The sequence below is a fragment of the Pseudomonas sp. LRP2-20 genome, assembly GCF_024349685.1.
In the GTDB taxonomy this organism is placed as follows: Bacteria; Pseudomonadota; Gammaproteobacteria; order Pseudomonadales; family Pseudomonadaceae; genus Aquipseudomonas.
In genome coordinates this window covers 2,581,903-2,595,458 of the sequence record NZ_AP025944.1, presented here as the reverse complement: position 1 = coordinate 2,595,458, position 13,556 = coordinate 2,581,903, and the positions used below count along the sequence as shown (strand labels likewise).

General features: G+C 65.5%; 11 protein-coding genes. 2 read left to right on the top strand and 9 right to left on the bottom strand.

The features are described 5' to 3' along the window. Window positions 1–46: 46 nt before the first annotated feature. Together OCX61_RS11455 and OCX61_RS11450 are read right to left on the bottom strand one after the other, a co-directional pair. Window positions 47–1,465 (bottom strand): aminotransferase, encoded by a 1,419-nt coding sequence (locus tag OCX61_RS11455; protein ID WP_261943898.1) that lies wholly within the window; start codon window positions 1,463–1,465, stop codon window positions 47–49. A gap of 36 nt (window positions 1,466–1,501) precedes the next feature. Continuing rightward, complete coding sequence (locus OCX61_RS11450; RefSeq protein WP_261943897.1) at window positions 1,502–2,605, bottom strand: polyamine ABC transporter substrate-binding protein; 1,104 nt, start codon at window positions 2,603–2,605, stop codon at window positions 1,502–1,504. A 230-nt stretch (window positions 2,606–2,835) separates the two neighbouring features. On the opposite strand from OCX61_RS11450, the gene OCX61_RS11445 reads away from it, so the two are divergent. After that, window positions 2,836–4,227: an FAD-dependent oxidoreductase gene (locus OCX61_RS11445; protein ID WP_261943896.1), complete on the top strand. Its 1,392-nt coding sequence runs from the start codon at window positions 2,836–2,838 to the stop codon at window positions 4,225–4,227. A 56-nt stretch (window positions 4,228–4,283) separates the two neighbouring features. Here the strand turns inward: OCX61_RS11445 and OCX61_RS11440 are convergent, their stop codons facing one another. From OCX61_RS11440 to OCX61_RS11420, 5 genes are all read right to left on the bottom strand, one after another. Then, complete coding sequence (locus tag OCX61_RS11440; protein WP_261943895.1) at window positions 4,284–4,988, bottom strand: NAD(P)H-dependent oxidoreductase; 705 nt, start codon at window positions 4,986–4,988, stop codon at window positions 4,284–4,286. 9 nt (window positions 4,989–4,997) lie between these two features. Continuing rightward, entirely contained in the window at window positions 4,998–6,632 is a 1,635-nt protein-coding gene (locus tag OCX61_RS11435; RefSeq protein WP_261943894.1) for an ABC transporter ATP-binding protein, read from the bottom strand. A 2-nt stretch (window positions 6,633–6,634) separates the two neighbouring features. Next, window positions 6,635–7,462, bottom strand: coding sequence for an ABC transporter permease (locus tag OCX61_RS11430; RefSeq protein ID WP_261943893.1), 828 nt, complete (start codon window positions 7,460–7,462; stop codon window positions 6,635–6,637). A gap of 3 nt (window positions 7,463–7,465) precedes the next feature. After that, window positions 7,466–8,425 (bottom strand): ABC transporter permease, encoded by a 960-nt coding sequence (locus tag OCX61_RS11425; RefSeq protein ID WP_261943892.1) that lies wholly within the window; start codon window positions 8,423–8,425, stop codon window positions 7,466–7,468. Between the two features lie 78 nt (window positions 8,426–8,503). Continuing rightward, the gene (locus OCX61_RS11420) at window positions 8,504–10,105 is read right to left on the bottom strand and encodes an ABC transporter substrate-binding protein (protein WP_261943891.1); all 1,602 of its coding nucleotides are present in this window, start codon (window positions 10,103–10,105) and stop codon (window positions 8,504–8,506) included. 187 nt (window positions 10,106–10,292) lie between these two features. On the opposite strand from OCX61_RS11420, the gene OCX61_RS11415 reads away from it, so the two are divergent. Continuing rightward, window positions 10,293–10,733, top strand: a complete 441-nt coding sequence (locus OCX61_RS11415) for an RrF2 family transcriptional regulator (protein ID WP_261943890.1) — start codon at window positions 10,293–10,295, stop codon at window positions 10,731–10,733. A 199-nt stretch (window positions 10,734–10,932) separates the two neighbouring features. Here OCX61_RS11415 and OCX61_RS11410 read toward each other — a convergent pair whose 3' ends face one another. Both OCX61_RS11410 and OCX61_RS11405 read right to left on the bottom strand, forming a co-directional pair. Next, the gene (locus tag OCX61_RS11410; protein ID WP_261943889.1) at window positions 10,933–12,348 is read right to left on the bottom strand and encodes an aldehyde dehydrogenase family protein; all 1,416 of its coding nucleotides are present in this window, start codon (window positions 12,346–12,348) and stop codon (window positions 10,933–10,935) included. Further along, entirely contained in the window at window positions 12,341–13,531 is a 1,191-nt protein-coding gene (locus OCX61_RS11405) for a pyridoxal phosphate-dependent aminotransferase (RefSeq protein WP_261943888.1), read from the bottom strand. The genes OCX61_RS11410 and OCX61_RS11405 overlap by 8 nt, the downstream gene beginning before the upstream one ends. Window positions 13,532–13,556: the final 25 nt, after the last annotated feature.

Sequence of the window (13,556 nt, the reverse complement as noted above, 5' to 3'; positions counted from 1 at the left end):
AGTCTACCGGCCGGGGCATGCGCGTGCATCTTTGGCTGCAAGTCGATCATTGGCCGTGATACAGGCCCTGTTCGGTCAGTTCCTGCGCCGCCTCGATTATGCAGCTGCGCAGGGTAGCGACGATCTCGTCCACCTGGGCATGGGTGATGATCAGCGGTGGCGACATCACGTTCAGGTGCATGATCGGGCGTACCAGCAGCCCCTTCGCCTGGGCCCGCACGTGGATGCGCTCGCCGATGTTCACCGCGTCCGGGAACAGGGCCTTGGTCTGCTTGTTGGCGACGAATTCGACACAGGCCATCAGCTTCATGCAGCGCACCTGGCCTACCAATGGCAGCTCGGCCAGGGTCTGCAGGCGCTGCTCCAGGTAGCTGCCGACATCGTTGACGTGGGCCAGCAGGTTTTCCCGCTCGATGATCTCGATGTTCTTCAGCGCCGCCACGCAGCACACCGGGTGCCCGCTGTAGGTGAAGCCGTGGGTGAAGCAGCGGCCCTTGCCCGGCTCGGCGATGACCTTCCAGATGCGCTCGGAGAAGATGCACGCGCCCAGTGGCAGGTAGGCCGAGGTCAGGCCCTTGGCGGTGGTGATGATGTCCGGGGTGACGCCGAACAGTGCTTCGGAGGCGAAGAAGGTGCCCAGGCGGCCGAACGAAGTGACCACCTCATCGGCGACGAAGAGGATGTCGTAGGTCTGGCACACCTGCCACATGCGCTGGAAATAGTCCTTGGGCGGGATGATCACCCCGCCCGAACCCATGATCGGCTCGGCGAAGAAGGCCGCGACGTTGTCCGCACCCAGGGAGAGGATCTTGTCCTCGAACTCGGCCACCAGGAAGTCGAGGAACTCGGCCTCGTCCATGTCGTCTGCCGCGCGGTAGAAGTTGGGGTTGGAGACATGGTGGATCAGCTCGTGGGCGTAGTCGAATTCCGGCACCCGGTCGGCGGCCTTGTTGCCGATCGACATGGTCAGGCAGGTGGAGCCGTGGTAGGCGTTGTAGCGGGCGATCACGTGCTTCTTGTGCGGCTTGCCGCGGCAGTTCTGGTAGTACTGGATCAGCCGGTAGGCGGTGTCCACCGCCGTGGAGCCGCCGGTGGTGAGGAATACGTGATCGAGGTCGCCCGGCGCCAGGCTGGCAAGCTTCTGGCACAGCTCGATGGCTTTCGGGTTGGCCATGTCCGAGAACGGGTTGGAATAGGCCAGCTGGCGCACCTGGTCGGCGATGGCCAGGGCCATTTCCTCGCGGCCCAGGCCGATGTTGGTGCACCACATGCCGCCAACGGCGTCGAGGAAGCGGTTGCCCTGGGTATCGTGGATGTAGGCGCCGTCACCGGCCTGGATGTTCAGCGCTCCCTGCTCGGCGTGCTCGTCGAACATGTGGTAGCCGTGCATGTAGTGGGCTTTGTCGGCTTTCACCAGCAGGTCGTTGATCGGGGTGGCGGCCAATGGGCGAGTCGGGGTAGCCATAAGCAATTCCTTGTCGGATCGGTACGGTGAAAGGTGTCAGATGCCGGTCTTGACCGTGCTCCAGACCCGGGTGATGGCGCGCATGGCCTGCGGGTCCTGGGACTTCTGGGTGAACAGACGCTCGCGGGTCTGCGGGTCGGGGTAGATCGCCGGGTCGTTGCGGATGTCGGCCTGCACCAGGGGCGTGGCGGCCGCGTTGCTGTTGGCGTAGTGGATGTAGTTGGTCACATCGGCCATGGTCTTGGGTTGCAGCAGGTATTCGATGAAACGGTGGGCGTTGGCCACGTGGGGGGCATCGTTGGGCAGGTAGAGGCTGTCGAACCAGATCAGTGAGCCTTCCTTGGGAATGAAGAACGCCAGGTTGATGTCCTTCTTCGCCTCCACCGCGCGGGCCTGGGCCGTGGCGTAGTCGCCGGACCAGGTCAGGGCCATGCACACGTCCCCGTTGGGCAGGCTGGTGAGGTAGTTCACCGAATCGAACTTCTTGATGTAGGGGCGGATGCCCATGAGCACGTCCTGGGCAGCCTTCAGGTCTGCCGGCTTAGCACTCTGCGGGTCTTTGCCAAGGTACTTGAGGGCCAGCGGGATCACTTCGCTGGGCGCGTCCATCACGGTCACCCCGCAGTCGGCGAAGCGCGAGACGACTTTCGGGTCGAACAGCATGGCCAGCGAGCCGATGGGGGCGTCGGGCATGCGCTGCCTGATCTTGTCGACGTTGTAGGTGATGCCGGAGCTGCCCCAGGTATACGGCGCCGAGTAGCGCATGCCGGGGTCGAAGGCCTGCAGGCTCTGCACCACCTGCGGGTCGAGGTTGGCCCAGCTGGGCAGCCGGGCCTTGTCCAGCGGCTGGAACACCCCGGCCTTGATCAGCGGTGGCACCAGGGAGCCATTGAGCATCACCAGGTCGTAGCCGGAGCGGCCGGTGAGGAGTTTGGTCTGGACCGTCTCGTAGCCGTCGAAGGTGTCGTAGATCACCTTGATGCCGGTTTGCCTTTCAAAATCGGCGAGGGTGTTTTCGCCGATGTAGTCGGTCCAGTTGTACAACCTGAGCGTGTTGCTGGTGTCTGCCTCGTTGGCCAGGGCGGCCGTGGCGCTGCAGCACAGCAACAGACTGGAAATCACCTTCAATGCCTTGCGCATAGCAACTCCATCGTGTGATCAGGATCGGCTCGGGTGAGCGGATGGAGCCACTATCCGGGGGATTAGCCCAGGGGGCCATAACCCGAATGGGTGGGGTCGCGCATTAATAGACTGAACTTATATATGCATACGTTAAATCGATTTTATTTATGAAGAGGGCACTGCAAGGATGCGTGGCACAGGGCACGCGTTGCTTGGTGCCCTTTTCGGTCCCTTTCTGGAGAAGCACGATGCGCCCTTTCTGGCTGGAACAAGCCCTGAAAAATCAGCCCGATGAACCCTGCCCGCCCCTGCGGCAGAACACCCGCGCCGATGTCTGCATCGTCGGCGGCGGCTACACCGGCCTGTGGACCGCCATCATGCTCAAGGAGCAGAACCCCGAGCTCGATGTGCTCATCGTCGAAGCGGACATCTGCGGCGCGGGCGCCAGTGGGCGCAACGGCGGTTGCGCGCTGTCGTGGTCGGCGAAGTTCTTTACCCTGGAGCGTCTGTTCGGGCTCGAAGAGGCCGTGCGCCTGGTCAAGGCGTCGGAGCAGAGCATCTACGCGATCGGCGACTTCTGCAGAAAGTACGGCGTGGATGCCGACTACCGCCTCGACGGCACGCTGTATACCTCGACCAGCCAGGCTCAGGTCGGCTCCACCGACGCGGTGGTCGCGGCGCTGGAGCGCCATGGCATCAACACCTTCAGCAAACGCCCGCTCACCGACGTGCAACGGATGGCGGGCTCGGCCCAACACCTGGAAGGCTGGTACTCGCCCGCAGCGGCCAGCGTGCAACCGGCCAAGCTGGTGCGTGGCCTGCGCCGTGTGGCGCTGGGGCTGGGCGTGCGCATTCATGAAGGCTCGCCGATGGTCGGCCTGGACGAAGGGCAGCCAGCCTCGGTCATCACACCCCACGGCAAAGTCACGTGCAGCAAGGTGGTGCTGGCGATCAACGCCTGGATGGCCCGGACCTTTCCACAGTTCTCGCGTTCGGTGGCCATTGTCTCGAGCGACATGATCATTACCGAACCGCGGCCGGACCTGCTGCAGCGCATCGGCCTGACCAGCGGCGTGACCGTGCTCGACTCACGCATCTTCGTGCACTACTACCACAACACACCCGACGGGCGAATCATGCTGGGCAAAGGCGGCAATACCTTCGCCTTCGGCGGGCGCATGCTGCCGGTATTCGACCAGCCATCACCCTATGCGAACCTGCTGCGCGGTGCGCTGGAAAGGTTCTTCCCGGCATTCACTGGCGTCGATATCGCGGCAAGCTGGAACGGCCCTTCGGATCGCTCGGTCACCGGTTTGCCGTTCTTCGGCCGCATGGGCGCCAATCGCAATATCTTCTATGGCTTCGGTTATTCCGGAAGCGGTGTAGGCCCCTGTCACATGGGCGGGCAGATCTTGTCGTCGCTGGTGCTGGGGCTGGATAACCCCTGGACACGCTCGCCATTGCTCAATGGCCCGCTCGGGCATTTCCCACCGGAACCCATCCGTTATCTGGGGTCCTTGATGGTGCGCAATGCCATTCGCCGCAAAGAGCGGGCCGAGGACCTTGGCCGGCACCCTCGCCGGCTGGATGTTCGGTTGGCCAAGTTCGCTGCAGCGGCGGGCAAGGCAGACAAGGCGTGAGTGCTCGAGAACCCCGGGGCCGCTTTGCGGCCCCGACAATCCAAGCTGCCCTATGATCAGCGAGGCAGTGGATACAGCGCCTCATCGAACTGGTCCAGGCGTGGGAAGCTCAGCGGCAGGTCATCCGACAGGTGCTGAAGGCGTTGCGCGTAACTGTGCAGGAACGCCTGACGCGCCTCATCGCTGATGTACGGCACATGCCACGCCACGAACGGCTCCAGCACCTCGAAGCCGACATAGGCCAGGGTCCCGCGCAGGATCGGCCGCAGCATGTCTTGCAGCGGCCCGTGGATCGCCCCTTCGCCGAACATGTGCTCTCGCCCGCCCAGGGTCACGGTCACCAGCGCGCGCTTGCCGGCCAGGCCGCCCTGGTCGTAGAAACGCTTGCCGCCATAGCACACCCCGGACACCAGCACCCGGTCGATCCAGCCCTTGAGCATGGCCGGTGCCGAGAACCAGAAGATCGGGAAGTTGAGCACCAGCAGGTCCGCCCACAGCAGCTTGTCCAGCTCTTGCTGGATGTCGGGGGCGATGGAACCGCTCTTCACCCCCAGGCGCTGCTCCAGCGCGTACACCAGGTAGTCGGGGTTTTCCCGGTGGCTGAAGTCGTCGGCGCTGGCCACCGGGTTCCAGCCCATGGCGTACAAGTCGCTGACCTGCACCTCATGGCCCTGGGCGCGGAAGGTCTGTGCCGCCTGGTCACGCAGTGCGGCGGTGAAGGATTGAGGCTCGGGGTGAGCGTGAACGATCAGGACTTTCATGGGCAATCCTCAAACAGTTGTCAAAGGGGAAATGGGGTTGCGCGCGGCCAGCAGACGGTCGAGCCAGTCAGGGTCCATCTCGGGCTCGCAGGCGAACAGCAGCCCGGTGTAGTCACGGTGCGGCGGCTGGAAGATCGCCTCGCGGCTGCCATGGTCGACCACCCGCCCGCGTTGCATCACCAGCACTTCGTCGGCGATGGCGCGCACTGTGGCCACGTCGTGGGTGATGAACAGGTAGGCCACGCCCAGCTCGCGCTGGATGCGGTCGAGCAGCTTGAGCACGCCCTCGGCCACCAGTTGGTCGAGCGCCGAGGTCACTTCGTCGCAGATGATCAGCTGCGGTTCGGCGGCCAAGGCACGGGCGATGCAGATCCGCTGCTTCTGCCCGCCCGACAGCTCCCGTGGCAGGCGATCCATGTACTTGGCCGGCTCCAGGTCGATCATCCGCAACAGCTCGGCGACCCGCTCGCGCAGCGCCTTGCCCTTGAGCCCCAGGTAGAAGCTCAGCGGCCGGCCGATGATGTCGACGATGCGCTGCCTTGGGTTGAGCGCGGTGTCAGGGATCTGGTAGATCATCTGGATGCGCCGCAACTGCTCCTTGCTGCGCTGGCGGTAGTCGGCCGGCAAGGCCTCACCGTCATACAGCACCTGGCCCGAGGTTGGCGGCAGCAGGCCGCTGATCAACCGCGCCGTGGTGCTCTTGCCGCTGCCCGACTCGCCGATCACCGCCAGGGTCTGGCCGCGATAGAGCTTCAGCGACACATCGTGCAGCACCGGCTGCTGGCCATAGCGGGCATCGGCATTGCGTACTTCCAGCAAAGGCTGTTCATGGCGCGGGCAGGCCTTGGCCGCGGTGTGGAAATTGCGCACCGCCCACAGCGACTGGGTGTAGGCCTGCTGCGGGGCACTGAGCATGCTGCGGGTCTGCGCCTCTTCCACCAGGCTGCCGTGGCGCAGCACCATGATGCGGTCGGCCATCTGCGCCACCACCGCCAGGTCGTGGCTGATGTACAGCGCGGCGCTGCCGAAGGTCTTCACCGCGTCACGGATCGCAGCCAGCACCTCGATCTGGGTGGTGACATCCAGCGCCGTGGTCGGTTCGTCGAAGATGATCAGGTCCGGGTGGCAGGCCATGGCCATGGCCGTCATCACCCGCTGCAACTGGCCACCCGACAGCTGGTGCGGGTAGCGCTGGCCGATGTGTTCGGGGTCGGGCAGGCGCAGGATGCGGTACAGCTCCACCGCCTCGGCCTCGGCCTTGGCGCGCTCGATGCCGCCATTGATCACCGCGGTCTCCACGTGCTGGTCGATCAGCCGGTGCGCCGGGTTGAACGAGGCGGCAGCGCTCTGCGCCACGTAGGCGATGCGCAGCCCGCGCAGCTTGCGCAGGGTTTCGGCGCTGCAATCGAGCAACGGGATGCCATCGAAGCAAACGCTGCCGCCGCTGATCCGGCAACCGTCGCGCACGTAGCCCATCGCGGCCAGGCCCAGGGTCGACTTGCCGGCACCCGACTCGCCGATCAGGCCTAGCACCTCGCCGCGCTTGAGGGTCAGGTCGATGCCCTTGATCAGCGGGTGCCAGGCGCCGTCGTGGTGGCCCTCGATGCGCAGGTCACGGATTTCCAGCAACGTATCAGGGTTCATGTTCAGCACTCCTTCAGGCCACTGGACAGGTGCAGCACCCAGTCGACGACGAAGTTCACGCTCACCGTGATCAACGCCACCGCCAGGGCCGGAAGCAGCGGGCTGATGTCACCGAAGGTGATCAGCACCGCGTTGTCGCGCACCATGCTGCCCCAGTCGGCGGTCGGCGGCTGGATGCCCAGGCCAAGGAACGACAAGGCGCTGATGAACAGGAAGACAAAACAGAAGCGCAGGCCGAATTCGGCAATCAGCGGCGCCGCAGCATTGGGCAGCACTTCCCGGCTGACCAGCCACCACAGCCCCTCCCCGCGCAGCCGCGCGGCCTCGACGAAGTCCTGCACCACCACGTTCATTGCCACTGCCCGCGACAGGCGGAACACCCGCGTGGCGTCGAGCAGGGCGATCACCAGCACCAGCGAAGTGGCCGTGGTGCCGACCACACTGAGGATCAGCAAGGCGAAGATCAGTTGCGGGATGGCCATCAGGATGTCCACCAGGCGCGACAGGCCCTGGTCGATCCAGCCGCCCTTGATGGCCGCGACCAGCCCGCACAGGCCGCCCAGCAGGAAGGCCAGGCTGGTGGTCAGGAAGGCGATGCCCAAGGTGTTGCGGGCGCCGAACAGCAGGCGGCTGAAGGTGTCGCGGCCAAGGTTGTCGGTGCCCAGCAGGAACTGCGGGCTCCAAGGCGCGAAGCCCTCGCCCACCACCTGGGTTTCGCCGTACGGCGCCAGCAGTGGCGCAAACAGCGCCACCACGGTGTAGGCAACAATCACCAGCAAGCCGAACTTGGCGCTCAGGGGCGCACGCAGCACAGGTGTGATCAGACTCATGGTCTACCCCTTCGGATGCATCAGGCGTGGGTTGCTGGCGATCGACAGCACGTCGGCGCCGGTATTGAGCAGGATGTAGGTGCCGGCAAAGATCAGGCTGCAGGCTTGCACCACCGGGATGTCGCGCTTGGCCACCGAGTCCACCAGCAACTGGCCGAGCCCCGGGTAGACGAACACCACCTCCACCACCACCACGCCCACCACCAGGTACGCCAGGTTCAGCGCCACCACGTTGACGATCGGCGCCAGGGCATTGGGCAAGGCGTGCCTGAAGATCACCCGCGCCGGCGACACGCCCTTGAGCCGGGCCATTTCGATATAGGGGCTGGCCAGCAGGTTGATCAGCGAGGCACGGGTCATGCGCATCATCTGCGCGATCACCACCAGGCTCAGGGTCGCCACCGGCAGCACCGAGACTTCCAGCACCTCGCCCAGCGAGGCATCCGCAGGCAGGCTGGAGATGCCCGGCAGCCATTCGAGCTTCACCGCGAACACCAGGATCAGCAGGTAGGCGACGAAGAACTCGGGGAACGACACCGCGCTCAGCGCAGCGGTATTGAGCAGCCGGTCGAACCAGCTGTTGCGATACAACGCCGCGAGCATGCCCAGCAGCAAGGCCGTCGGCACCGAGAACAGCGCCGCCAGCAGGGCCAGGCTGAAGGTGTTGCCCAGCCGCGTGCCCACCAGTTCGACGATCGGCCGCTGGTTGGCCAGCGATACCCCCAGATCACCGTGCAACAGGCGCCACGCCCACTGGACGAAACGCTGCACGGGTGACAGGTCCAGCCCCAGCTGGGCACGCAAGGCGGCCACGGTTTGCGGGGTGGCCGACTGGCCGAGCATGGCCTGGGCGATGTCGCCTGGCAGCATGCTCACTGCCAGGAAGATCACCACCGAGACCGCAAACAGCGACAACAGGCCCAGGGCCAGCCGCTGCACTAGCAGTTTGCCAAGATTATTCACCGTAAAACTCCTCGAATGGAGGCCTGGACTGGATGCCTCGGCTGGTTGCAGGGTTGAGCCTTGCGCAACATGGCCGGCTCAGGCCTGCCACCAGCGCTCGATCACCCGCAGGCCATCCAGCTCGCCATAGGGCGCCGTGAGCGGGCCATGGGCCACGCGGCTGGAACGGGCGGCGACGGAACTGGCGAACAACGGCACGATCGCCCCGCCGTCATCGCGGCACAGCGCCTGCATTTCGTTGTACATCTCGCGGCGCAGGGGCTCGTTCATCTCGCCACGGGCGGCGTTGAGCAGCTGGTTGAAGCGCGGGTTGTCCCAGTGGGTCTCGTTCCATGCCGCGCCCTTGGCGTAGCCGATGCTGAACATGCGGTCGGCGGTGAGGCTGGAGTACCAGAACGAAGTGGTGAACGGCTGCTTCATCCACACATTGGTGAAGAAACCATCGGCAGGCTCGCGCACCACGTCGATGTCGATCCCGGCCACGCGCGCCTGCTCCTTGAACAGCACCGAGGCATCCACCGCGCCGCTGTAGGCGGCATCGGACGCCTGCAGGCGCACCTTGAGGCTGTCCATGCCGGCCTGGCGCAGGTAGAAGCGCGCCTTGTCCGGGTCATAGACGCGCTGCTCCAGCGCCGGGTTGATGAAGCGGTTGGCCGGCTGCAACGGGTGGTCGTTGCCGACCTGGCCGTAGCCATACAGCACCGAGGCCAGCAGGGTCTCGCGGTTGATCGCGTGCTTGAGGGCCATGCGCACGTTGTTGTCACGGAACTGCTGGCTGTCGGTGAGCATCGGGAAGGTGTAGTGCTGGGCGCCCTTGGTTTCCTCGATCACCAGTTTCGGGTTGCGCTTGAGCAAGGACACGGTCTTGAGGTCGACCTTGTTGATCACATCGACCTTGCCGGTCACCAGGGCGTTGACCCGCGCGGCGCCGTCGGCGATGGCGATCAGCTCGGCGCTGGCGAAGTGCGCCCTGCCCGGCTTCCAGTAGTCGGGGCTGCGCTCCAGGTCCATGCGCACGCCCGGCTCGAAGCCCTTGATGCGGTAACCGCCAGTGCCGATGCCGGCCTGCCAGTCGGCCAGGCCGTCCTTGGCGGGCATGATCACCAGGTGGTAGTCGGCGACCACGTAGGCGAAGTCGGCGTTGCCCGAGTGCAGCTCGAACACCACGGTGTCGGGGGCGCTGGCGTACACCTTGGCCACATCGCCCAGTACGGTCTTGGCTGCGGAGGTGGATTTCTCGCCCAGGTGATGCTGGATCGAGGCCACCACATCGTCGGCGCTCAGGGTCTTGCCGTTGTGGAAGGTCACGCCCTGGCGCAGGGTGAAGGTCCAGACCCTGGCGTCGGGGCTCGACGCCCAGTGCTCGGCCAGCTCGGGGATGGCGGTGCCGTCCACGGCAATTTCGGTGAGTGTGTTGTACACCGCCGAGAAGCCGATGAAGGTGAAGGTGTCGACCCACGAACCGGGGTCCTTGGAGTCGGTGGTGCTGCCCCCGGCCAGCCCCAGGCGCAAGGTGCCGCCCGGCTTTGGCGTGGCCTCGTCGGCAAGGCCGCGCAGCGGCAGGCCGAGGGAAAACGCCCCGGCCATGGCCGCAGCGGCCGCGCTGTACTTGAGGAAGTCCCGGCGCGGCAGGCCGCCGCCCGGAATGGCGTGAGGATTGTTCTTGTTGTTATCGCTCATGGCATTTGCCCCTGTTGAACCGCAAGTATTTGTTGTTCGGTCAAAGCGGATTGCGTAGAAGCTGTTTACAATTTGTAATTGTTACCGTAACAAATACATTAGCGGCAGGACAAGCTGATTTCCAGCGCCCGATACCGGGCTTTTTCAGTGGTGTAACATTGACGTTTTCGCAGGGAGCCTTTGCCCCATGAGCCAGTCGACCCGACTCATCACCGCCTCGTACATCCTTTCGTTCGTGGCGGCCAATGCCCCGCAGAAGCTGCGCACCGAAACCATCGCCAAATGGGTCAAGGTACACCCGACCCGCGTGCGCTCGATGGTGTCGCAGATGGTCAAGGCCAACATCCTGACCTCGTATCGCGGCGCCCAGGGCGGCGTGACACTGGCCCGCGCGCCGCAGGAAATCACCCTGCGCGAGGTGTATGACGCCGTGCAGGAAAGCTCGCTGATCGCCGAGAAGATCGACAACCCGTTTGCCGGGCTCGAGGACCACTGCAAGGTGTACGAGGTGTTCACCCGGCTGTTCGCGATGCTGGAGCAGAACATGCGCCTGGACCTGGGGGCGATCACGGCGGATCAGCTGTTCGTGGCGTTCGATACGCCGAAGGAACACACCCGCACGGCCTGAACGCCAGTTTCCGAGAGCTGGCGCGGTCCCAGTGGGAGCCGCGCTTGCCGGCGATGGGGCGCGAAGCGGCCCCGGCAATTTATGCAACAACCTTGAAATCGTGGGGCCGCTTCGCGGCCCATCGCCGGCAAGCGCGGCTCCCACAGGGTGAATCGCGCCCGCTTTCAGAAATTGAGCAAGACAGTTGCTCTTTCGCCCTTCAGAGCTGAATGGCCTTCACCTCGACAAACTCGTTCAGCCCTTCCTCACCCCACTCACGCCCATTGCCCGACTGCTTGTAGCCGCCAAACGGTGCCTGGTAGTTGAACGCCCCACCATTGACGAAACACTGCCCCGCGCGCAGCTGGCGGCCCAGTTGCAGCGCTTTGTCGCGGCTACCGGCCCACACCGCGCTGGACAGCCCGAACGGCGAGTCATTGGCCAGGGCAATGCCTTCGGCCTCGTCGGCATAGGGAATCAGGCACAGCACCGGCCCGAAGATTTCTTCCTGGGCAATGCGCATGCGGTTGTCGACGTCGGCAAAAAGCGTTGGTGGCACATAGAACCCACGCTCGAAGCCCGGCGCGCTCGCACCGCCACACAGCAGCCGCGCGCCCTCTTCCTGGCCAACCCGAATGTATTCCTGCACCGTGCGCCGCTGCCCGGCCGAGCACATCGGCCCAAGGAAGCTGCGCGGGTCTTGCGGGTCGCCCATGACCAGGCCACGGGCCTCGTCCACGGCGATCTCCAGGGCCTGGGCATAACGCGAGGCCGGCAACAGCATGCGCGTCAGTGCCGTGCAGGTCTGCCCCGAGTTGATCATCACATCCTGCACGCCATGGCGCACCGCCGCGTCGAGCGGGGCGTCGGCGGTGATCAGCAGCGGCGACTTGCCGCCCAGCTCCAGGCACACCCGCTTCACCGACGGTGCCGCCGCCTGAGCGACCCGCACGCCCGCGCTGGTGGACCCGGTGAACGAGACCATGTCTACCTGTGGGTGCAGTGCCAGTGCCTCACCGACCTTCGCCCCCGGCCCGCTGACCAGGTTGAACACCCCGGCCGGCAACCCGATGGCCTCGATCATTTCAGCCAGCAGGAAGGCATGCAGCGGGGTCTCCTGGCTCGGCTTGACCACCACCGTGCAGCCTGCGGCCAAGGCAGGCGCAAGCTTGCCGATCAACTGGTGCAACGGGTAGTTCCAGGGGTTGATGAACGCGCACACGCCCACGGCCTCGCGGTACACCAGCGAGTTGCCGACTTCGCGCACCTCATCCATCAGGCCGGCCAGTTCGATGTACTGCTCAAGACCAACGATGGGCCCGTCGACCTGCACCGGCCGGCACCACTGCACCGGCATGCCCAGCTCGCGGGTAATCAGCGCAGCCATCTCGTCGGCCCGCGCCTTGAGCTGCTGCGCCAGGGCGCGAATGAACCCGGCGCGCACGCTGGACGGCGTTCGCGACCAGTCGGCGAAGGCATTGCGCGCGGCACTCACCGCCCGCTCGACATCTGCTTCGTTACCCAGCGGCACCTTGCCGACCACCGCCTCGCTGGCCGGGTCGATCACCTCGGCCATGCCCTGCCCCGCCGGTTGCTGCCAGCGGCCATCGATGAACAGACGGCTGTATTCACGCATTGCCTTGCGCCTCCATCAGTTCGCTGGCGCACAGGGCAATGCGCCGGCAGGCTTCGCCCAGGGCCTGGGTATCGAGCACCAGGCCCAGGCGGATATGCCCGGCCGCGCTCGGGCCGAACGCCTCACCGGCCAGCACCGACACCCCGTGCAGGTCGAGCAGGCGGTTGGCGAATGCCTGCGCGCTGAGCCCGGTCTCGCGGATATCGACCATCACGAACATACCGCCATCGGGTTTGAGTGCCCGCAGGCCTGGGCAGCCTGCAAGGCGTGCACACACCAGGTCACGGCGCCGGCGGTAGGCTTCGCGCATGCCGTCGAGTTCTGGCAATGGCTGCTCCAGCGCGGCCACCGCCGCATCCTGGATGAAATCGGGCGAGCCATACAGCATGCACAGCGCCAGGTTTTCCAGGTGCCCGGACAGCGCCGGCGAGCCAACTACCCAGCCGACTCGCCAGCCGGTCATGGCATGGGACTTGGACAGGCTGTTCAGGGTCGCCGTGCGCTCGGCCATGCCCGGCAGGCTGGCCGGGCTGATGTGCTCGCCCTCGAACAGCAGTTCGCTGTACACCTCGTCACTGATCAGCCACAGGTCATGGCCGATGCACAGTTCGGCCAGGGCCTCCCAGGTGCTGCGCGGCAGGCTGGCACCGGAGGGGTTGTGCGGGCTGTTCAGCGCCAGGGCACGGGTGCGCGAGGTAATGCGTGCGGCGACGTCTTCGGGCTGCACGCGAAAGCCATGCTCCGGGCGCACCGGAACCGGCACCACCGTGGCACCGCAGGCACCGAACACTGCCTCATAGGTGACATACATCGGCTCGGCGACGATCACTTCATCACCCGGCTCCAGCACGCATTGCGCCACGCAGAACAGCGCGCACTGCGCCCCCGCCAGCACTGTCACCTGGTCGGCGCTGACCGCCTGGCCGCTGCGCTGCTGATGGCGCCGGGCAATGGCCTCGCGCAGGTTGCGCTTGCCGCGCACATCGGCGTAATGGGTATTGCCGGCTTCGAGGCTGGCCACGGCGGCCTGGACGATCGGCGCCGGGGTGTCGAAGTCCGGGTCGCCGACGGAAAGCAGCAGCACGTCGCGGCCCTGTTCGAGCATGGCCAGGGCGCGGTAGTGGATCTCCCAGGCGGCGGCGCCGTCGCCGGCGATCCGTTGGGTCAAAGAGGAAAATCGCATGGCTGGTTGTCCTGTTGTGCGGGGT